This is a genomic window from Bacillota bacterium (genome assembly GCA_013314855.1).
GTDB lineage: Bacteria > Bacillota > Clostridia > Acetivibrionales > DUMC01 > Ch48.
Genome location: JABUEW010000048.1, coordinates 1 through 22,073, shown reverse-complemented (window position 1 = coordinate 22,073; position 22,073 = coordinate 1). Strand labels below are relative to the sequence as shown.

Here is a 22,073-nt window from a genome sequence, read left to right as displayed (position 1 = left end):
GTTGACGATAAAAACAAAAATGTGTGAAGGAGGGTATTATCTATGTATAATGATTATGATTATGATAGAAATATGAATAACCTTAATAACAATAATTTTGAGAGCAGTGACTTATCCAAGCCAAATTTCCAAAATTCGCCGTTTTACTACAGCGAAAGCTATAAAAAGAAGAAAAGTAAAAAAGGATATAATTTATTCCAATTAGCCCTTATTGCAATAATAAGTTCAATCCTGGGTGGAGGTATTGTATTTTTAGCTTTCCAGTTTGTTGCACCTGCTGTACAGCCTGATATAAACCAATATTTTAACAAAATTTTAGCTTCAAATGTTACATCTTCAAACAATAACAGCAATAGTCAGGGCTTGACATCTTATAAAATTGAAATAGAAAAGACAGATTCACCGGTAACATGGATTGCTAAAAAGGTTAGCCCGTCTATTGTTGGGATAAAAATTACAGCAAATGTCCAGAGCTTCTTTTTTGGAGAACAACAAGCTACAGGTGAAGGTTCAGGTATAATAATCAAAGAAGATGGGTATATTTTAACAAACTTTCATGTAATTGAGAATGCATATGATTCAAACACAAATAAAGTTAGAAGCAACGCTAAAATTGAAGTGTTTTTGCCCAATCAGAAAGAGAAACCTTATAAGGCTGAAATTATCGGCGTAGACTGGAGAACGGATTTAGCCGTACTTAAAATAGAAGGGAAAGATTTCCCTGCAGCTGAATTGGGTGATTCCGACACCCTGGAAGTAGGTGAACTCGCTGTTGCAATAGGAAATCCCGGAGGACTGGAGTATATGGGTTCAGTAACAGTGGGAGTAATAAGCGGATTGAACAGGTCAATAAAGTCTGAAAGCGGTTACGAATTTAAACTGATACAGACTGATGCAGCTATAAACCCGGGAAATAGCGGTGGTGCATTGGTTAATTCTGAAGGAAAGGTAATAGGTGTTAACAGTATTAAAATTGTAGCTCAGGGATTTGAAGGTATTGGTTTTGCCATACCAATAAATACTGCCAGAGAAATATTTGAAGACCTTATTGAGCATAAATATGTACCAGGAAGGCCATTTTTGGGCATAAAAGTTGACTCGTCATTCAATGAGGAAATGGCAAAATATTACAGAGTTCCTGCAGGAGTTTTGGTTCAAGAGGTAATACCGTTTAGTGGAGCATATAATGCAGGTATTAAAGTAGGTGACATAATTACCAAGTGTGAAGGCAAAGCTGTAAAGAACCTTGAAGAGTTGAATGCCATAAAAAATACCTTTAAACCTGGTGATACTATAAAGTTGGAAATTTACAGGAATAAAAAATACATTACAATTGAGGTTGAGCTTACAGAAGATAGGCCATCTTTTGAAGAATAGGAATTGGTAAATATTATAACTTCATCAAATTAAATAATTGCTTGGACGGAGGACATATAATGCAATTAAGGAATAAATTAAAGATACTATTTGTTTCAGCAGAAGTGTCCCCATTTGCAAAAACAGGGGGTCTGGCGGATGTGGCAGGTTCTCTACCCAAAGCCCTTACGCAGATGGGAAATGATGTAAGGATAGTAATGCCAAGATACAGGGATATAGCTGGAAATATGAAATATGTTACCGATTTTCCGATCCGTATGGGTAATATTACGAAAACATGTATTATAAGAGAAACGGAGATGATTGCTAATGCAGAGGCAGGCAGGGTGAATGTCCCTGCCTATTTTGTGGACAGTTATGATTATTACGACAGAGAAGGTATATATTGTCACCCGGATGATGGTGAAAGGTTTGCTTTTTTCTGCAATGCTGTAATTGAAATGCTTCCTAAAATTAATTTCAAACCGGATATTATCCATTGTAACGACTGGCATACAGGGCCAATATGCATGTTGCTAAAAGAGAAATATGCAAAGTACTCCTTTTATAGCGGAATTGCAACATTATATACTATACACAACCTTGAATACCAGGGAAATTTCCCAAAAGAGGCGTTAAGACTCTTTAATATTGGCGATGAAGTATTTATTCCGGATAAGGTAGAATTTTATGGAATGTTTAATTTTATGAAATCCGGGTTGGTGTATGCAGATATTATTAATACAGTTAGCGAAACCTATGCAAAAGAGATACAGACTCCCCAGTATGGTGAAAGACTGGAGGGATTGCTGAAGAAAAGAGAAAAAGATCTATACGGTATTGTTAACGGTATTAGTTACGAAGAGTTTAATCCTTCGACAGATAAGAAAATATATACTAACTATGATAAGGAATCTCTTGAAAATAAAAAAGAAAATAAATATGCCCTGCAGAAAGAAACGGGACTCCCTGTAGGGGATATGCCTGTTATTGGACTGGTTTCAAGACTTTCAGGACAAAAAGGGCTTGACCTTATAATTGAGAAGATTGATGAAATAATGAAAAACAATCTGCAGTTTATCCTGTTGGGTACAGGAGACCCATATTATGAAAGCAGTTTTCTGAATATTAGAAATAAATATATGAACAAAATGGCAGTTTACATCGAGTTTAATACTGTACTTGCACAGAGGATATATGCAGGAAGCGACATGTTTTTAATGCCGTCCCGTTTTGAGCCCTGCGGGTTGGGGCAAATAATAGCCTTGAGATATGGCACAATTCCGATTGTTAGGGCAACAGGGGGCCTTGCCGAAACAATTACCGACTATTATAAAGATAAAGAAAAAGGAAACGGTTTTTCCTTTACTGAGTTTTCTTCCGATGAACTTCTGAAGACCATAGAAGGAGCGTTGACGTTGTATAATCAAAATCCCGAAGAGTGGAAAAAACTGGTTAAAAGGGCAATGGGGCAGGATTTTTCCTGGAAGAGCTCTGCTGAAAAATACATGGAGTTATATTGTCTGGCTTTAAAAAAGCAGGGAGGAGTTATTTGTGGATAACAGGCAGAGGGTTGCAGAGATTATAAAAGTGTTTGATAGAATATATCCGGAGGCAGGGTGTTCCTTAGAATATAAAGACCCTCTGCAGCTTCTTATAGCTACTCAGCTGGCTGCACAGTGTACTGATGCCAGGGTGAACGTAGTGACAAAAGCCCTGTTCCGGAAATATAAAAATGTATATGATTTTGCCGAAGCGGATTTGGCAGAGCTTGAAGAAGATATTAAATCTACGGGATTTTACAGGAATAAGGCAAAAAATATAAAGAAATGCTGCAGGATGATTATAGATGAATTTGGAGGAATGGTACCGGATAACCTTGAGGATATACTCAAACTTCCAGGCGTGGGCAGAAAAACGGCAAATTTAGTGCTGGGGGATATTTTTGGCATACCCGGCATAGTTGTCGATACCCATGCAAAGAGGTTGTCAAAAAGGATGGGTTTTACAGAAAACGAAGATCCGGTAAAGATTGAGTATGATTTGATGAAAATAGTTCCAAAAGAAGAATGGACAAGATTTTGTCACCAGCTTGTCTTGCATGGGAGAGCCGTATGCACTGCCAGAAATCCCAAATGTGATAAGTGCCCGGTAAGTAAATTTTGTAAATTTTATATGAAAATTTAATATATAATATAAAAAAATAATATAAATTTAGTATACTTTAAAAGATCTTACAATACTCCAGAAGATATTTTTCTTTGTTTTGTCCGAGTTTGACAGATTGAAAACATATAGAATTTTTGAAAGCCGCATAAAACCTGCAAAAGATCATTAAAAAATCACAAAATTTTTCAAAATATAGAGGCAAAAATATAAATATAATTACTTAAAATAATTAAATAAAATTTAAATATAATATTGATATAATAGGTAATGTTGTATAATATAGCATATGTATATTAAAGTAACCAGAGCGGAAAAATATGAATATGTAAATATAGTTCGTTCCTTATTTGTATTTAAGAGTGTAAAACAGGATGATCTGAGGGATTTTGGGTATAGCAAGGATAATAAATACAATTATGGTTGTATTAATAACACAAGTACGGTTTCATGAGGGTGCAAAGGCGTATTGCAAATGACTTTAATCTATTCGATAAAACATATAGTCTTTAATTTCATATATTTCATCTGCTATGTCATCAAAATTATCATCATGCATAATGATAATTATTCCTTTGTTATTTTTTAAATATTGTATATATGACTTCAGATTATTCTGAGTTTCTCTATCTAGATTACTATTAGGCTCATCCAAAAAAATAAATTTTGTATTCATTGATAAAACTCGTAGTAAAGCTATTTTTTGTTGTTGTCCCAAACTTAGATTTACTGGATTTGTTGTTATCAATTTTTCACAAAAATCAATATTTAGTACTTCTAATAAATGTGGGCTGTAGGATCTGTTAAATATATTTTCGCTAAAAGATCCATTGATAAAAAAGAGTGGATAAGTTAAGTATCCAGTATTTGAAATATCCATATTAATGTTAAATTCACCTGTTGTCCATTTGATATCAACAAGTCCAAGCAATAAATTTAACATCATACTTTTTCCAACTCCATTTTTTCCTTTAAACAAAAACAACCCCTTTGTAGGTATTCTTAAAGAATCAATCTTGAATAGCAAGTTTTTATGATCTTCATCCAAGTATAAGTTGAAATTCTCCGCGCTAACAATATATTCATCTATTGTCTTTTTACTTTCGTAGTCATTGTTTGTTTCTGATGCCAAATCTAGAAGATCTACACGATCGATGTGTTCTTTATTCGCTTTATATCTAAGATATATTTGAGCAACGCCATTTATTGGTCCTGATATAATTTGTAAATATTGATAACCCATAATAAGCATGCCGGTCGAAATATTGCCTTTAGAGATTAAGTATGTTCCTATGACCAAGTATACTATACCATATATATTTGAAATCATAGAAGGAAAGGTTGATATAAGAGATTGCAGGAATTTATATTTAGTTATAAACGTCTTCCATGAATTCATGTAATTAGAATATTGTTCTATAAAATAATCATTTTCTTTCAACACATTTATCTCTCTCTTATGATCTATAATATTCTTCAATGAACTCAAAAATGCATCTTGCTTAACAATACTATCTTTCTGCATATTAGCAAGCTTTCCGCTTTGCGTGTATGTACTGAAAACAACAATAGGTATATAAATAATAAACACAATACATAAAATCGGATCAACAAAAAGTATAAGCGTTACTATTAGCACTACACAAATTAAAGATGAAATTAATTCGAGATATACTTGCGTATGTATATCTCCATATGTAAATGCACTATTTGTAATTACATTTAAATAATATGATTTTTCCTTTTTAGTATAATCGATTACCGGAATCCTTAACATCTTTTTTATCGCATTAATACTTAACTTGCAGCTATTATTAATACTTGCACGGATAGTAGCAAACTCAATAAAAAAGAATGATAACAACGAAGACAAAAGTGACAAGACTAGCACTAGAAAAAACCATTGTAGTAGTCTTGAAAAGTTGTTGGCTAAAATAATTTTATCAATTAGGTATGAAAATAAATATGGGATAGTCAAAGCAACAATCATCGCAAAAATATATTGAATTATTTGCAACGGATATTTCTTAAGAATTTTAGTTTTCATCTTATTAATCTCTCCTTTTTTATAGGTGACATTGGGACTACTAAATGACATTCGATTTAGTAGTCCCTAACATCAGTCACCTCTAGAAGTTCTAGCAGATCACAATACCATTGCAGCAATTACCGTTGGGGCGTACTTTTGTAGGTCGAGTGTTCGCATTTGCAATGACTTTCATGGCATCTGCCTCCTTTCATATTATTTTTGAAATGCCAAAACCCTCAAAATTATTGGGTTTTAGCATAATTTTTATATAAATTTCTTCCACCATATAGTATATAATTTGTTTGTAAAAAGAAATTTTACTACTTAATAAGGAGAAAGAAATTTAATAGTTAATCAATTTAAACAAATTACATTTGTTGATATTTACTCCCATTATAAAGGCTTGTTTCAAAATAATAAGCCTTCTTCCTAAACCTTTTCTTGCTCCTTTGCAGAGAAGCCCAAGAATTTTACGGTTTTTTCGATAGCGTCTCCGATTATTCGCTGTTCACAAGATTTAAATTTGCAAATCTTTATATTAATTATATATATAGCCTATATATCTGCTCTGTTTACAATGCTATATAGACTTTCTAAATGCATAACATACTTTATTATTTTTTTGAAAGTACATAGTACCGCAATATATCAGTAATGTTAAGCTTTTCCGGTACACAGCTTACACTACCTAATTTTCTCCTCATAGCACATCCCCCTAAACAAATAGGCATAATCTTACAAATTTTGCATTCATCATTTAAATGAAAAGGTTTTATTATATCAACTAGATCTGCACTGAACATCTCAGTTGATAAATTAGATCCAGAACAATATAGGACACTCATATCAGGCTTTATTGCAAAAGCCTTATTATATAAAAAAGCACAATTATAAATACTCAATCTGTGAAGTTTTAATTCTATACCATACTTATTTGCTAGATGTATGCTGCTTGTCAATCTTAACTGAGAGTATTCTTCATACGTCAACATATGAAAGTGCCGTCCATTACCATAATCCTCCATTTTGGAAAAGTTAATAGATATTTTTTCTTTGTATTTGCAAAATTTATCCATAAGAAAATCAATCAATGGTATAACTTCTTTACTGTTCTCTTTACATAAATTTATTCTAATGGTTAAATGCTTGCAAGTTGGTAATATATTATCAATGTTCGAAATTATGTTATCAAATGAAAATTCACTTGAGACTCTAAGCATTTCATGTGTATTTTTTAAGCCCTCTATAGTGATTTGTATGTCATCAAAATTTACTGTTTCAATGATTTGATTAGTAATTAATGACCCATTAGTCGTTATATATTTCTTATATGATACATTTAGATTTCGACATAATTTGTCAATTCGCTTATCCACATAAATTAGTACATCGCTATTTAACAACGGTTCACCACCAAAATAATGAATTCCTAGCTCAGAATAACTTTTTTTTGTTAGTATCTTTTCGATCTGCAAAATAATCATATCTGCATTTTTATAATTCAATTTTTGCGGATTGTGTTCCTGATAGCAATAAACACATCTAAAATTGCATGCCTCGGTTAATAGCAATGTTATTTGTAAATCGTTAACTTCTTTAGTTAAATTGATATTTACTTCGTTGATAACATCTTCTACTTCATCAAAATCGTCATCAACAAAGAACTTATTTGCAAATAAATAATCAATGATTTCTTGATTATTTAAATCATCTGCCTTAAGAGAGATTAATCCACCTGTTCTTGTGTTGTAAATATAGTCTTCGTTATCTACGCTAAATTTAATATTAAATACAGATTCTTTCATACTTAATCTTCCTTTCCACCTTGTAAGATAATTGCTATTCTAAAGAATAAAAAGTATAAAAGTTATCTATAATAAATTTCAACTCTTGATAAGTTTCGTCTTTACACGTCTTAAAATGATTGGAAGTATCTATAGCACAGCCATATTTACAATAATTTGCGTATATACAAGAGTTGCATGGGTAAAGTTCCTTATTGGTAACATTAGTGTATTTCTTTTTTGTATTATTATAAATAATATCATTTTTGGATATTATACCAATTTCGGTATTCATAGATTCTGGGCAAATATATACTTTTTTACTGGGAAAATCTAAAATTAAAGTATTCTCAATATTACAACGTGGTCTTTTAAACCCGTTTCCAATTATTACATTATTAAACTTAGAATACACAACTGAATTCAAAACTAAATGCGCATGAGGATAAACAGATAATAATTCAATATATTTCTTCAGAAATTCGAGTTCTGATATAGTTCTTTTTGTATGAAGTACCTTGTTTAATATTATTGTCAAGTTATTTAATCCTAATTTCTTATCTAGATCTGTCAAACCTTGGTCTAAATAATTGATATTATCAACATCAATATTATATTGAAAAGAAAATGGAATCTCATGTTCATAAAGGTAGTTAGCGTTATCAAGTATGGCTTGATAAGAATTCCCATTTCTTAATGGCCTTCTTCTATTATGAATAAATTCGGGGCCATCAATGGAAATAATTATCATATTTATCTTATCACGGTTATTTACTAGTATATCACCTATTTCTTTTGAAAAACAACCATTTGTAAAGAAAAAGTAACCGTTATTCGTATTACATATATCAAACAAGAATATTAAATTTTCTTTGTTCTTGTTTAATAAAGGCTCTCCTCCAAATATAATTATTTCAATACCTGATTCTGATATATATTTATCTAACAATATTCTATACTCTTTTAAATTAACTTTTTCGTTTATATCCGGATCATTTTTTTGAAAACAATATGTACAATTAAAATTACATGAATTAGTTATTTTAAAGTATATTCTTGTTGATGGCTTAAAATCAGTTCGATTCAAAATTATATTTTTTTTACCTATTTCAAGACGAGGTTCATCCAAAAAAAATTTGATGTTACCAGATTCAATAAACATATAAGCAACCCCTATCGATATATTTTTTTACCATAAAATATAATTTATGTATATTTTACATTTTTTTTTAGTTTGTGTCAAGTAGAAATTAACATTTATGTATTTATTTTGTGATAATGTCATTTTGTTAATTATTTTGATAAAATGTCATTATGAAGGGCAAGGTGCATTATTTGATGTCACAAGAGCAACTAAAGAGGTATACTGTTATCGAAAAAACTATAGAGAGCAGTATGACTGTTAGGGAAGCAGCAGAGCATTTGGGCCTTAGCGTGCGCCAGGTAATACGACTGAAGAAAGGGGGAAAAGAAAACAGGCTGCATCTTATACAATCTTATACACAAAAATCAAGGCCGCAAACCTGCTTATGCTATACCTGATAGTGTTAGAGGCAAATTTGACATTTTTCAGAATAAAAATCCTTATTTTATGCGAGTTCCAAACTTGTGCCTGTCAACCTTAGGAAAAAATAATATAAATTTAGTATACTTTAAAAGATTTTACAATACTCCAGAAGATGTTTTCCTTTGTTTTGTCCCATTCTTTTTCCGGAACAAAATAACTTATTCTGTACATGGAGTCTTTCTTTTTAAAGAAAAATTCCATGCCTTTATAGTATATTTTCTCGTTATCGCTAAAAACAGTATAGTCCCAGAGATAACCCTTTTTTTCATCGATATCAAGTTCCTGTGATTTAAAATTCTTATATGACAATGTACTATTGGCTTTTGAATTATCCAAGAATTCTTTCAGGGAATACGGGAGATTCCATACCTGGACAAAACCATGAATTATGCCTTGTGTGTCTTTAAAATCTATATGATAGAGAATATCACTGTCTGGGAACTCTTTTTCAATAAGAGTGAATATTGACGGATAGTCAAAAGCAAATTTACCTTTAAGGGAAATGTAAGTGGAGAACTTTTGGCTGTCGGGTTTGGCTATATTTGAACTTACAGAGATAATTCCCGTACTTTGCTCATTAATATATATTTTACCTATAATCAGGATTGGGGGGTATGAGAAAGAAAAAACATCATCAATTGTAATCCTCGAGATAGACATATTATTTACAATTAAGTTAGACAGAAGGAACATACCTAACCATAAAGCAAAAAATAGAGCCAGAATTATGCTTTTTTTCTTTAGATTTTTAACAATCAATATAATCAAGAGAAATTTCCTTCCTTTTAAATTAGAGCTTTCATAATAAATATTTATTCAGTTGGAATTGAATTTAAAACTTAATATAACAATTTAATATGACATAAAAATATATGAATAATACAAAATAATAACAAGGAAGATTGTAACGAAAAAATTAAAATTGAATATATTGATAATGATGGAGATTTTTTTAGTGGGGTGCATATACAGTGAAAATAGTTGTATTACGTATGCCTAAATTCCTGGGCAATATACTTAAAAAAGTATTGGGTATGGGATAAATTAAAAATGCTTTGTTCAGGGTGTCAGTGGGGGCTTCTTTGCTCCCCTTCCCCCACTGGACAAGATACCCATTATATTTGTACAAGCATGACACTTGCCGGATTATACGGACCTTTTCACCTTATTTGAGCGCAAGCATCTTGTACATACATTGATTGATTTTGATACACCATTAACAACAGCTCTAACTTTTTTAATATTAGGTTTCCACGTCCTGGCAGTCCTTCTGACTGAATGGCTGACCTGGTTTCCAAATTTAGTCTCCTTACTGCAAATATCACATTTTGCCATTTATCATTACACCTCCTTTGACCTGGAGAATATATCCAATATATTACTATTTCCGTGCACAGCCAAACATAAATATAATAACACATGAATACGGAGGTTATCAAGTTTTTTTGAGGCTAAACTTGTGAAAATTGCTAAACGGCTTTGCTTGTTATGCAAAATGCATGGTTGACAATTAAAAATCATAGTATAAAATAACAATATAGAAAACAATACAAGGTAATTATAAAATAATTGGATTTGGGGGAATGTGGCAATATTACGGGTAATATCCGGAACAGCTAAAGGGCATAAATTGAAGACATTAAAAGGTTATGTTGCGAGGCCTACATCCGACAAGGTAAAGGAATCCCTGTTTAATATTATTGTGGAGTATTTGGCAGATGCATATGTCCTTGACTTATTTGCAGGGACCGGAAATCTAGGCATTGAGGCATTAAGTCGAGGTGCAAGGAAGGCTGTATTTGTTGACAAAAGCGAAAAGGCAACGGATGTTATAAGGGAAAACCTTGTGAGCACAAAACTTATTGACAGGGGAGTAATAATAAAAGGAGAAGTATTAAAAGTATTATATAACCTCTCCAAAGAAGGAGAAAAGTTTGATATAATATTTCTTGATCCCCCTTATAATAAAGGTTTGCTGGAGGAAACACTGAAAATTATTGAAAAAGAGGATATATTGGCAGAAGGCGGGATAATTGCAGCTGAAAGGAGCAGTGGTGAAAATATACCTCAGAAGATAGGGAATCTTGAGTTAATAAGTGACCGCAGGTACGGAAATACTGCACTGGCTTTTTACAAACAAAATAATAAAATACTAAATAGGATAGAAGGGATTTAAACTTGAAAATATGTGTATATCCGGGAAGTTTCGACCCGGTAACAAACGGACATCTTGATATCATACATAGAAGTGCCAGATTGTGTGATAAACTGATTGTAGCTGTTGGAAATAACATTAATAAGAATTATTTTTTTTCTTTGGAAGAAAGGGTGGAGCTCTTAAAAATTGTCTTAAAGGATAGTCCTGATATAGAAGTGGATAGTTTTTCAGGTCTATTGGTAGATTTTATGAAAAAAAAGAAGGCAGGGATTATAATTAAAGGGCTTAGGGCTGTTTCGGATTTTGAATATGAGTTTCAAATGGCTTTACTCAACAAAATTGTAGACCCGAATATAGAGACCTTGTTTATGATGTCAAGCATTAATTATACTTATCTAAGTTCAAGTGCTGTAAAGGAATTGGCAAGAAACGGGGGAAATATAGAGGGACTTGTCCCGGATTGTATCAAGGACAGGGTATATGAAAGATTGAGCTTGAAACTTTAGAATGTTACCTAGAATAAGCCGGCTTAAGTATTCAACCTAATAATTTTAGGGGGAGGAAATTTATAATGGAAATACTGTCTATTTTGGAAGCATTAGAGGATGTTGTAGAAAAAAGCATATCTTTACCGCTGTCTGGGAGAAGCCTTGTGGATAAGGAGGAGTTATTGGAGCTTATTAAGGAAATAAGGTTGAAGCTTCCCGATGATATTAAGCAGGCAAAATGGGTAAAGGAAGAAAGACAGCGAATCCTGTTGGAAGCCCAGAAAGAGGCTAATAATATTATTCAGGAAGCGGAAAATAAGATATCTGCCCTTGTAGATGAGCATGAGATTACCAGAAAAGCATATGAACAGGCAAATGAAATTATATCCAATGCCCAGAAAAATGCCAGGGAAATCCGCCTGGGGGCAAGGGAATATGCAGACAGTATCTTAAATAAGGTGGAGCAAATATTAAAGGATACTCTTGATGTTATCCAGGTAAATAGACAGGAATTAAAGTAACCTGGTATTCAATACTAAGTGTTAATTCCTGAGATTTGTTTTTTTCTTATGCTTTAAAGGATGCCTTAAAGGAGCCGTGAGGATAGTTAGTGCTAGTAAAGATGATAGAAAAACCAACAGATATCTACATGAAGAAACGAGATATTGTTGCCATGCCACTGTTTTTATGGACTGTACCGTGTAGAAAACTTCATTGGAAATCTCGGGAATACAATTGGTTATTTTTAAGCCGATGTATGTATATAGTGCAGCAAAAATACTTTGTATAAATTTTCCCAGTAAATAAGGCTTTATACTCAAGTCAGTATCTCTTGTTACACTTAACACCTGAAAATGGACCGATAATCCCCCCCAGCCCATAATTATACTTGTTAAAACCAGTTTAAGGGTTAAAGGTATGTTTTCCAAACTGCATACCTGTTTCAATCCTGTTGTAATTTCAATAAAACCGCTAATTGAAGGTGCTATAATGTCTTTTGAAAGGTCCGGGTTTTTTCTCAAGAAAAAAAACGTAGAAAATATACTTGATATAATCTTTAGGGCACCCGATTCCAATAAAAGGTTTATAATAACGGAGAAAAGTATAATAAACCCTCCTATAGCCAGCATTGTTGCCATTGAATTCACAACGGCATTTCCCAATATAGTGCCGATATCATTGCCTGTATTTACGCCATCCGCTTTAATATTATTGTTTTTGCCCAGGAGTTCTTCTAAAAATTTTTTAAGCACACTCTTCTTTCCTATACCTTTTCCTTTTGCTTTTGGCCTAATGATTTTTATCTTTATAATTTCCCTTCTATCAAAAAATCCGAATAAAAGTCCTGTAGAAACTGAGGAGACAATATGACAAATAAGTAAAAATGGTCCCAGGTAGGGCATCTTTAACATCCCCACTGCAACAGCCCCGGTAATAAAAAGCGGACTGGAATTGTTGCAAAATGCAAGCAGCCTTTCTCCTTCTCTTTTAGTTAATAATTTGTCCTTCCGCATTTTAGCCGTAGCCTTTGCTCCAACCGGATAACCGCTGGTAATGCCTAAAGCAAAAGGATAAGAGGCACAGCCGGGTAAATTGAACAGCGGCCTCATTACAGGTTCAAAAAATACTCCAACGGCCTTTACAAAACTTGTACCGTTTAGTATTTCTGATGCTACTAAAAATGGGAACAATGACGGAAAAACTATTCCCAGCCATAAGTCAATAGCTTTTAGTGCAGATGTTACAGCAGTCTTTGAAAATATTATGAGAAAAACAATGAACAGTATGCCGGTTATTGGTATTATTAGTGTTTTTAGATAGATATTTTTTGTTTTAAGAAGCATACACTTATTAGCTCCTTAATGGATAACATTGCTATATAAAGATTGTATTATAAGATTATGAAAATATGACATAATTAAACCGGCAAATTAGATTAATGTAATGGTAAGAATGGCAACAAAGAGAAGGGGCGCATTTTCTTCAAAATTTGAAAATGCGCCCAAGAAACGGCACCACTTGCATCCTGAACGCCTTGTCGGCGGTGCCGCCTTTTTACTGCCGACATTACCTTTTTGCTACAGACGCTTAAATGTTACTCTACCTCAACTGTCCATCCAAAAGTGTCTTCAATTTCACCGCTTTGTATACCTGTAATGTAATTGTATAGTTTTTGGGCCAGTTCGCCTGTTTTTCCATTATTTATGGTAATTATTTTTTCTTTCCAATTAAGTCCGCCGATAGGTGAAATTACTGCTGCAGTCCCTGTACCAAATGCTTCATCCAGGATTCCGTTTGCATGGGCATCATAAACTTCCTGGATGGATATCTTCCTTTCGGTTATTTTCATATTCCAGCTTTTAAGCAGTTGTATTACCGAATCCCTGGTGACTCCTGGAAGAATGCTTCCTTCCAAAGAAGGTGTTATGACCTCTCCTTTTATCTTAAAGAATACATTCATTGTACCCACTTCTTCTATGTATTTTCTTTCAATCCCATCCAGCCATAGTACTTGTGTATATCCTTTTTCTTTTGCTTCCATTTGGGCTTTTAGACTTGCTGCATAGTTCCCCGGGGTTTTCACATATCCTAAACCGCCTTTTACTGCCCGGACATAATAATCTTCTACATATATTTTTACAGGATTTATTCCTTCAGGGTAATAAGCTCCAACAGGCGATAGGATAACAATAAACTTATAAGTATTGGAAGGCCGGACACCCAAATACGGGTCGGTAGAAATAATAAAAGGCCTTATATAAAGGGAAGTGCCTTCCTGGGAAGGAATCCAGTCTTTATCAAGTTTTACAAGGGCCTTAATTGCCTCAATGGCAAAATTTGTGTCTATGAGAGGTATACATAACCTTTCATTGGACATATTTGTTCTTTCCATATTTTTTAAAGGGCGGAATAAAAGTATTTTACCATTTTTTGTCTTATAGGCTTTTAGACCTTCAAATACTGCCTGCCCGTAATGAAAAACCATTGTAGACGGGTCAAGCTGTAATGGCGCATAAGGTATAATTCTTGGGTCATGCCAACCTTTATCAGTTGAATAGTCCATAATAAACATATGGTCTGTAAAGTATTTGCCGAAACCCAGATTATTCTGATCAGGCTTATCTTTTGGCATCTTTGTTTTTTCAATTTTAATTTGATATGACATAAGTTATTTCTCCTTTCCAGTGTACATTCATTTACACATATTTTTGTACAAACCTCTGTTTTATGATATCGGGTTAAAGCTTATATATATTATGCAACTTTTTGAAATAAAAATCCAGTTTTTTTTATGAAATTCAAAACGGAACGCATTTTCTTCCCATGACCCATTATATTCCAGGAACGGTCATATATAAAAAATGCGTTCATTCAAAACCTGGCGCTTTGAAAATAACTTAAATGGCCTGTTCTCATATTAGAAGTAAAGACATAGATATATAATGAATTTTATATTTTGTTGTTTGGGGGAATATACTAATGGAGCTTTACTATCATGTATACGAGTTTACAAAAGGAAAGGGATGCAGGTTCAAGTTCTACTACTATAGGAACAATTCAACATCGTGTATATATGGAGATGTGGGTATTGAACTGGACGGTAATATCGGCAGAGTTGCAAATTTTGATCCTGCTACATACTTGCTGCTTTCAAATAAGGAAAAATCAAGTATTGTGAATAGTGTTTTAAGGTATATTTATTTATAAACCTAACATGGACGCATTTTTTATAGATGACCCATATTTTGCGAGTTTGATTTGCCCCGAAGTGAATTTACAGGCTCTAGAGGCCTGGAGCACCGTTTCCGGAATATGATAGGTCATGGGAAGAAAATGCGCCCGAAAATAAAATAAATATTGATATAGCCTTAATGTTCTGTTATTATAGTCATAGTTAAGAGTTATAGTAGTAAAGTTTTGTTACCGGATAACGACCGGCATAATGGTTAATATGGAAGCTTGATAGTAGGCATAATAATATGATAATAATATGATAATAATATGGTAATAACTGAAGTAATTAGGAGGATAATTAATTAATGGTAGAAAAGTTTTTTCCTAATGAAATAGTGGACAAGGTCCAGGACATAAATCTTGATGTACTTGCGGACAAGGGAATTAAAGGACTTATATTGGATATTGACAATACTCTTGTGCCTACTTTTATGAAGGAAGCTGATAATGATGTTATAGATTGGATAGGAAAAGTAAAGAACAGCGGCTTTAAATTGTGTATTGTTTCAAATGCTACCCGGAAGCGGGTGGACAAGTTTAATGAAAAACTTGGGCTGGAAGCAATATACAGGGCCACAAAGCCAATAGGTCGCTCTTTTAGAAAGGCGCTAAAGGTTCTTAATCTGAAAGCTCATGAAACGGCAGCGGTGGGTGACCAGATTTTTACGGATGTTTATGGAGGAAACAGGTTGGGTATGTATACAATACTTGTTAAACCCATTCACAGAAAAGAGTCTTTGTTTGTCAGGCTGAAAAGGTATCCTGAAAGGTATATATTAGGTAGGTATTATGAAGCTAAAGGACAGAAGAGAAGTTTAAGAGAGTAAGGAATGGAAATATGGAAATAGTAAATAATATTTCAGGAAAAACGAAACTACTTGGGGTTATCGGGAACCCTTTATCCCACTCAATTTCACCTCAACTCCACAATACTTTAAGCAGGTATTTTGGGATTGATGCAATATATGTCCCTTTCCACGTTGAAAAGGGAAAACTGGAAGATGCCATAAAGGGCTTAAGCGCAATTAATGTGCTGGGCTTTAATATAACTATTCCGTATAAAAATGATGTAGTAAAATATATTGATGAAATTTCAAAAGAGGCTGCCTTAATAGGGGCTGTTAATACAGTTAAAAACATAAATGGAAAGTTGTACGGATATAACACTGATGCTTCAGGCTTTATTCGTTCTTTTAAAGAAGAGTCCGGTATGGACCTAAAGGGAAAAAGAGCAGTCCTGCTTGGAGCCGGCGGTGCAGCCAGGGCTATTGCTGTAGGATTGGCTTTTGAAGGTGTATCGGGAATATCCATAATAAATAGAACCACTGCAAAGGCGGCTGAAATTGCAGAAATAATTAATAATAATATATCACCAATAGCTGAATTTTATGGTACAATAGATTCAGAAGCTCAGGAAGTTCTAAAGCATGGGGATGCTATTATAAATACTACTTCTTTGGGCATGTATCCGGACGTTGATAAGACACCAATTGCTTTTCCCTTTGAATTTTCGTCCAACCAGGTTTTGTATGATGTTATTTATAACCCCGGAAAGACAAAGTTTTTAGAAGAAGGGGAAAAACAGGGCAGAAAGATCATAAATGGTCTGGGAATGCTTATTTATCAGGGAATACAAGCGTATGAGATATGGATGGACGTAAAAGTACCTGATGAAGTTATTAAGGGGCTGTTTAAGGCTTTTTCTATTTTGTAGTTGTGTGAGGAATACTATGGATAATGTCATTAAGTATGTTATAAAGTATACTGTAAAATATTTTATTGTGCTTATTGCAGGGTTGGTAGCAGGGCATTTTAATAATATTTTTATACATATTTTGCTTGAGAAAAAATCTTTTTTGCAAGGTTGGCGGCATTGGCTAAGTCATCGGCCAAAAGGAATGGCTGCGGAAATAAAAAGGATGCTTGTGGTAGTTATAACTGCGGCAGTATTTATCTTGTTGTTTATAAAATACAGGTTAACGGCAGACTTTGTTTTCTTTGCATATTTGTTATCCATACTTGTTATCATGGTCTTTGTTGATATTGAGACCAAAACCATTTCAAATGGGCTTGTCCTGGCAGGATTAGCCGGAAGTATAGCGGCTTTTATATATAATATGTTCCTGCCCTTGAAAATATATGGGGGTGAAGGATGGTGGGAACCTTTATTGGGACTTTTACCCGGCTCGGGTTTATTGTTTTTGATTGCACTATTAGGTGCAATTGTGTATAAAAATGACGAGGTGATGGGTATGGGCGATGTAAAAATATTTGCACCCGTAGGTGTTTTTCTTGGATGGAAAATGTGTGCTATGGCCCTTATAATTTCAATGTTCCTGGGAGGGCTTACAAGCATATTACTTATTATTCTAAGGATAAAAAAAAGGAAAGACACCATACCCTTTGGTCCATTTATAGCAGTGGCGACATTTATAGTAATCATGTGGGGGCAGGACATATGGTCCTGGTATTTTTCCCGGTTGTAAAAGGGATTTATAAGAAAGGAGGTATTGCCGGTGGTAATTAAAAATTATATGGAAGAATTGGTGTTCAGTATGCTCAAGAATGTTATTGATGACATTGATGTCTGTTCGTGTGACAAATGCATGCTGGATATTGCTGCATTAGCTTTGAACGAACTCCCGCCTAAATATGTAGTTACAGAAAAAGGGGAATTATATTCAAAAGTCAATATTTTAAGACAGCAGTTTGAAGTAGATATATTAACTGCAATTACAAAGGCTGCTGAAAAAGTAAAAGAACATCCAAGGCATGAAAACAATGTAAATGGAAGAATGGAGATATAATATGATAAGATTCGGACCTTCTGGTAATTCCCAGAGTTTTTATGACCAGGGATATAATTCATCCATCCAGATGCCGGCCTGGTTAAGAGGTATGAGCCTTGATGCTTATGAATATCAATGCAGCAAGGGTGTAAATATTGGAGAAGCAACGGCAAAGCAGATTGGAAGAAAGGCGTCAGAGTATGACATATTTATGAGCATACATGCGCCATATTACATTAATATAGCCAGTGAAGATCCTAATAAACGGGAAAAATCCATATGGTATATACTTGAGACATTAAAAGCTGCCAGTTGGATGTGCGCCCAAAGAGTTGTGGTCCATATGGGTTCATGCAGCAATGTGGATAGAAGGTGGGCCATGGACACAGCGATTACAGGCATGAAAGAGACTATTTTAAGAGCTGATGACATGGGCTATGGTAATATAAGTATATGTCCTGAAGTTTTGGGTAAAATAAATCAGCTTGGTTCCCTTGATGAAATACTGGAGATATGTACAATTGACGAAAGACTTATACCTACTTTAGATTTCGGGCATCTACATGCAAGAAATGGCGGTAATTTGAAAACTGCAGAAGACTTTAGAAGGGTTTTGGACAGAGTAGAGGAAGTGTTAGGATATGAGAGAATGCAAAAACTCCATATTCACTTTAGCAGAATTGAATTTACACGGGGAGGGGAAAAGAAACACTGGACTCTTGCAGATACTCAATATGGCCCTGAATTTCATCCCCTGGTTGAGGTTATTTGCGAAAAAAGAATGGAACCGGTTGTTATATGTGAATCTAGAGAAAACATGGCTGAGGATGCCCTAGAATTGAAGAGGATCTATAATGAGATTTGCAAACGGTAAATAAGAGTTATGAGTAGATAGAGTTATGAGTAGATAACAGGGAGGGAAAAAGGATTGAAAAAGATATTGTTTATAAATGGACCAAATTTGAATTTATTAGGTGCAAGAGAAAAAAGTATATATGGAAGCATGACTCTGGAAGAAATTGCTTTCCTTGTTTACCAGGAGGCAGAAAAGCTGAATGTTACTGTTGAATTTATGCAGTCTAATCACGAAGGGGAAATAATTGACAAAATCCATGAGGCCAGGGATAAATACAATGTAATAGTTATTAATCCTGGAGCTTATACCCATTATAGTATAGCTATAAGGGATGCAATAAAAGCAGTTGAGGTACCGGCTATTGAAATTCATTTATCCAATATTTATGGAAGGGAAGAATTCAGATCAAAGTCGGTTATAGCACCGGTATGTGTAGGCCAAATAAGCGGTTTTGGGGCAGAAAGCTATATAATTGCCCTTTATGCTGCAGCCAGGTTGGCTTTTACGTAATAGACCAGTGATCTCAATAAGCAGGTAGTTATAAATAGCAGGAGTGATCATTTCATGTATGAAAGTATTAATAGAGATGTTTTAGAAAAACGACTTCAAAAAATAAGGAATAAACTGGAAGATAATGAAGTTGATGGAATATTAATTACAAAAAGAGAAAATTATATGTATTTATCCGGATTTAACGGGACTTCAGCCCAACTAATAATAACTAAAAATGATGCAGTTTTGGTGACTGATTTCAGGTACATAGAACAAGCTTCAAAACAAGCCCCCTTTTTTGATATTGTCAGGTATCACGGAGATGTTGCCGTGGAAATAAATAATATATTGAAAAAGAGTGGTGTGGAAAGGCTTGGCTTTGAAAGCATGCATCTTACGTATGGTAATTACTTGGATTACAAGGAGAAGTTTGAAATTAAAGAATTGATACCGTTAAAGAATGTAACGGAATCTATGAGAATAATTAAAGACCCGGAAGAGTTAAAGCTAATAAAAACAGCTGTAAAAATTGCAGATGAGGCATTTGACCATATATTACCATATATAAAACCGGGAGTCAGGGAAACTGAAATTGCTGCTGAAATTGAGTATTTTATAAAAAGGCGCGGAGGGGAAGGACCTTCTTTCCAAACTATAGTAGCTTCAGGAGCCAGGTCTGCAATGCCACATGGAGTTGCATCAGAGAAGGAAATAGAAGCTGGTGATATAATAACTATGGATTACGGAACAATATACGGAGGGTATTGTTCTGATATAACAAGAACAGTTTTCCTAGGTAAGCCCGATGGGAAAATGGTGGAAATATACAATACTGTATTAATGGCCCAAAAAGAAGCGTTAAAGGGTGCACATAGGGGTATGACGGGAAAAGAGATTGATTCAATATCAAGAGAAATCATTAACAGGGCCGGTTTTGAGAATAACTTCGGCCACGGCTTGGGGCACGGGGTAGGCCTGGAAATACACGAAAACCCGAGATTTGCCCCTTCAGATGAAACTATTATGGAAAATGGTATGGTGGTTACGGTAGAGCCGGGCATTTACATTGTAGGATATGGGGGTGTAAGGATAGAAGACATGATAGTTATAAGGGATGATAAACCTGAAGTTTTGACAAGCGCGCCTAAGGATATAATGGTATTATAAAAACATAAAATAAAAGGTACAAAATGCAAAAATTCCTTGAAAAGTTATAAGATTTAATTTAATATTATCTAAGAATTATATAAAAATAAATATAAACAAAAAAGAATAACAGGGTAATAATGTTTAGTAAATGTATGTTTATATTTATACGTATATGGAGGGATATTTAACATGATTACGGCAGGAGATTTTAAAAACGGAATTACTTTTGAGATGGATGGCCAGGTTTACCAGGTAGTAGAATTCCAGCATGTAAAACCTGGGAAAGGCGCCGCTTTTGTGAGGACAAAATTGAAAAACATTATTACGGGAGGGACTATTGAAAAAACCTTTAGCCCTACGGATAAAATGCCTAAAGCCCATATTGAAAGAAAAGATATGCAATATCTTTATAACGATGGCCAGCTTTATTACTTCATGGATGTTGAAACATATGAGCAAATACCTTTAAGTGCAGAGATGCTTGGTGATTCTTTAAAATTTATCAAAGAAAATATGATAGTTAAACTACTGTCTTTTAAAGATAAGGTATTTGGTGTAGAACCTCCTAATTTTGTAGAATTGGAAGTGATACAAACTGAACCGGGAGTTAAGGGAGATACGGTGACCGGAGCAACAAAACCTGCTACTGTAGAAACCGGTGCGGTGGTTAAAGTACCTCTTTTTATAAATCAGGGTGATATAATAAGAATAGATACAAGGACAGGAGAGTATATGGAAAGGGCATAGCTGTATAATACAATATCAGCGGAGGTGTGTAATGAATTATTTAAGAGAGCGGGTAGCTTATTTGAAGGGCCTTGTTGAAGGTATGCAGATAAGTGAATTGACCAATGAGGGTAAATTGTTCAGGGCAATAATTGATGTTATGGACGAGATAGCGCTTGCTGTAGAAGATTTAGAGAGTATCCAGGAGCAACATAAAGAACAGATTGACGATATAGACAGAGACTTAAGCGAAATTGAAAGTGTAATTTTCGAGTATAAAGATGTGCCTGAATACGATGAGGAAGATAATGATGAGTATGATGATGACTTTAATATCGATGAAAATGAATGTGAAGAATATAATTTTGAGTACGGCAACCAATGTGATAAGGAATGTGACCAGGAAATTTATATGGTTGAATGTCCATATTGTTTTGAAATTATTGAACTTGAAAAGGAAATGTGTGTTGAAGGAGAAGAAAATATAGTCGAATGTCCTAAATGTCACGAAAGTATAGATGTAGAATGGATAAATGATTGCGATGAATAATTGGCAAACTGAATGCTGAAAATAAAAAAACAGGTTATTATAAAGTTGTTCCAATTAATGTGGACAACTTTTTTGTAGTTAGTTTTGAAAATAACACTTTAATTATTTAATATCTTATCAAAATTCTTTGTTGAAAGGCAGTAATGAGAAATGGTGAAATTAAATTGTCATTACACAAGTAGATAAATTTGTAAAAAAGAGATATTTTTCTTCAAGTGCTATTCAGGA

The 22,073-nt window shown here is 33.8% G+C and carries 24 protein-coding genes; 17 read left to right on the top strand and 7 right to left on the bottom strand.

Annotated features, from left to right (window positions below):
* Positions 1 to 42: 42 nt before the first annotated feature.
* The 3 genes from HPY74_10015 to nth are packed head-to-tail and all read left to right on the top strand — an operon-like array spanning position 43 to position 3,543.
* Positions 43 to 1,377, top strand: a complete 1,335-nt coding sequence (locus HPY74_10015) for a trypsin-like peptidase domain-containing protein (GenBank protein ID NSW90984.1) — start codon at positions 43 to 45, stop codon at positions 1,375 to 1,377.
* Positions 1,378 to 1,436: 59 nt separating this feature from the next.
* Entirely contained in the window at positions 1,437 to 2,918 is a 1,482-nt protein-coding gene (glgA, locus tag HPY74_10010; GenBank protein NSW90983.1) for a glycogen synthase GlgA, read from the top strand.
* Positions 2,911 to 3,543, top strand: a complete 633-nt coding sequence (gene nth, locus HPY74_10005; GenBank protein ID NSW90982.1) for an endonuclease III — start codon at positions 2,911 to 2,913, stop codon at positions 3,541 to 3,543. Before glgA ends, nth begins: the two co-directional genes overlap by 8 nt.
* A gap of 460 nt (positions 3,544 to 4,003) precedes the next feature.
* On the opposite strand, the gene HPY74_10000 is transcribed toward nth, so the two are convergent.
* The 3 genes from HPY74_10000 to HPY74_09990 form a co-directional block, all read right to left on the bottom strand.
* Positions 4,004 to 5,569 (bottom strand): ATP-binding cassette domain-containing protein, encoded by a 1,566-nt coding sequence (locus tag HPY74_10000; GenBank protein NSW90981.1) that lies wholly within the window; start codon positions 5,567 to 5,569, stop codon positions 4,004 to 4,006.
* Between the two features lie 596 nt (positions 5,570 to 6,165).
* A complete protein-coding gene (locus HPY74_09995; GenBank protein ID NSW90980.1) occupies positions 6,166 to 7,356 on the bottom strand; it encodes a radical SAM protein in 1,191 nt (396 codons plus the stop codon).
* Positions 7,357 to 7,390: 34 nt separating this feature from the next.
* Entirely contained in the window at positions 7,391 to 8,497 is a 1,107-nt protein-coding gene (locus tag HPY74_09990; protein ID NSW90979.1) for a radical SAM protein, read from the bottom strand.
* Positions 8,498 to 8,673: 176 nt separating this feature from the next.
* On the opposite strand from HPY74_09990, the gene HPY74_09985 reads away from it, so the two are divergent.
* Entirely contained in the window at positions 8,674 to 8,877 is a 204-nt protein-coding gene (locus HPY74_09985; protein NSW90978.1) for a hypothetical protein, read from the top strand.
* Positions 8,878 to 8,977: 100 nt separating this feature from the next.
* Here HPY74_09985 and HPY74_09980 read toward each other — a convergent pair whose 3' ends face one another.
* Both HPY74_09980 and HPY74_09975 read right to left on the bottom strand, forming a co-directional pair.
* Positions 8,978 to 9,670 (bottom strand): hypothetical protein, encoded by a 693-nt coding sequence (locus HPY74_09980; protein NSW90977.1) that lies wholly within the window; start codon positions 9,668 to 9,670, stop codon positions 8,978 to 8,980.
* A 378-nt stretch (positions 9,671 to 10,048) separates the two neighbouring features.
* Complete coding sequence (locus HPY74_09975) at positions 10,049 to 10,237, bottom strand: 50S ribosomal protein L28 (GenBank protein NSW90976.1); 189 nt, start codon at positions 10,235 to 10,237, stop codon at positions 10,049 to 10,051.
* 256 nt (positions 10,238 to 10,493) lie between these two features.
* Between HPY74_09975 and rsmD the strand changes: the two genes are divergently transcribed.
* From rsmD to HPY74_09960, 3 genes are all read left to right on the top strand, one after another.
* Entirely contained in the window at positions 10,494 to 11,078 is a 585-nt protein-coding gene (gene rsmD / locus HPY74_09970) for a 16S rRNA (guanine(966)-N(2))-methyltransferase RsmD (protein NSW90975.1), read from the top strand.
* A 2-nt stretch (positions 11,079 to 11,080) separates the two neighbouring features.
* Entirely contained in the window at positions 11,081 to 11,566 is a 486-nt protein-coding gene (coaD, locus tag HPY74_09965) for a pantetheine-phosphate adenylyltransferase (GenBank protein NSW90974.1), read from the top strand.
* Positions 11,567 to 11,631: 65 nt separating this feature from the next.
* On the top strand, positions 11,632 to 12,069 hold the full coding sequence (locus tag HPY74_09960; protein ID NSW90973.1) for an ATPase: 438 nt from the start codon (positions 11,632 to 11,634) through the stop codon (positions 12,067 to 12,069).
* 21 nt (positions 12,070 to 12,090) lie between these two features.
* Here HPY74_09960 and HPY74_09955 read toward each other — a convergent pair whose 3' ends face one another.
* Together HPY74_09955 and HPY74_09950 are read right to left on the bottom strand one after the other, a co-directional pair.
* Entirely contained in the window at positions 12,091 to 13,392 is a 1,302-nt protein-coding gene (locus HPY74_09955) for a sporulation integral membrane protein YlbJ (protein NSW90972.1), read from the bottom strand.
* A gap of 251 nt (positions 13,393 to 13,643) precedes the next feature.
* Positions 13,644 to 14,714 (bottom strand): branched-chain amino acid aminotransferase, encoded by a 1,071-nt coding sequence (locus HPY74_09950; protein NSW90971.1) that lies wholly within the window; start codon positions 14,712 to 14,714, stop codon positions 13,644 to 13,646.
* Positions 14,715 to 15,028: 314 nt separating this feature from the next.
* Here HPY74_09950 and HPY74_09945 point away from each other — a divergent pair, with 314 nt between their 5' ends.
* The 10 genes from HPY74_09945 (at position 15,029) to HPY74_09900 (ending at position 21,845) form a co-directional block, all read left to right on the top strand.
* Positions 15,029 to 15,256 carry a hypothetical protein gene (locus HPY74_09945; GenBank protein NSW90970.1) on the top strand — a complete coding sequence of 76 codons (228 nt, stop codon included), beginning with the start codon at positions 15,029 to 15,031 and terminating at the stop codon, positions 15,254 to 15,256.
* Positions 15,257 to 15,588: 332 nt separating this feature from the next.
* The gene (locus tag HPY74_09940; GenBank protein ID NSW90969.1) at positions 15,589 to 16,110 is read left to right on the top strand and encodes a YqeG family HAD IIIA-type phosphatase; all 522 of its coding nucleotides are present in this window, start codon (positions 15,589 to 15,591) and stop codon (positions 16,108 to 16,110) included.
* Between the two features lie 11 nt (positions 16,111 to 16,121).
* Complete coding sequence (locus tag HPY74_09935) at positions 16,122 to 16,997, top strand: shikimate dehydrogenase (protein NSW90968.1); 876 nt, start codon at positions 16,122 to 16,124, stop codon at positions 16,995 to 16,997.
* Between the two features lie 16 nt (positions 16,998 to 17,013).
* Positions 17,014 to 17,769 carry a prepilin peptidase gene (locus HPY74_09930; GenBank protein NSW90967.1) on the top strand — a complete coding sequence of 252 codons (756 nt, stop codon included), beginning with the start codon at positions 17,014 to 17,016 and terminating at the stop codon, positions 17,767 to 17,769.
* A gap of 48 nt (positions 17,770 to 17,817) precedes the next feature.
* Positions 17,818 to 18,090 carry a late competence development ComFB family protein gene (locus HPY74_09925; protein ID NSW90966.1) on the top strand — a complete coding sequence of 91 codons (273 nt, stop codon included), beginning with the start codon at positions 17,818 to 17,820 and terminating at the stop codon, positions 18,088 to 18,090.
* Position 18,091: 1 nt separating this feature from the next.
* Positions 18,092 to 18,946 (top strand): TIM barrel protein, encoded by an 855-nt coding sequence (locus HPY74_09920; protein NSW90965.1) that lies wholly within the window; start codon positions 18,092 to 18,094, stop codon positions 18,944 to 18,946.
* A gap of 54 nt (positions 18,947 to 19,000) precedes the next feature.
* Positions 19,001 to 19,438, top strand: a complete 438-nt coding sequence (gene aroQ / locus HPY74_09915; GenBank protein ID NSW90964.1) for a type II 3-dehydroquinate dehydratase — start codon at positions 19,001 to 19,003, stop codon at positions 19,436 to 19,438.
* Positions 19,439 to 19,492: 54 nt separating this feature from the next.
* A complete protein-coding gene (locus HPY74_09910; protein NSW90963.1) occupies positions 19,493 to 20,587 on the top strand; it encodes an aminopeptidase P family protein in 1,095 nt (364 codons plus the stop codon).
* A gap of 171 nt (positions 20,588 to 20,758) precedes the next feature.
* Entirely contained in the window at positions 20,759 to 21,316 is a 558-nt protein-coding gene (gene efp / locus HPY74_09905; protein NSW90962.1) for an elongation factor P, read from the top strand.
* Between the two features lie 31 nt (positions 21,317 to 21,347).
* Positions 21,348 to 21,845 (top strand): hypothetical protein, encoded by a 498-nt coding sequence (locus HPY74_09900; protein ID NSW90961.1) that lies wholly within the window; start codon positions 21,348 to 21,350, stop codon positions 21,843 to 21,845.
* Positions 21,846 to 22,073 lie beyond the last annotated feature (228 nt).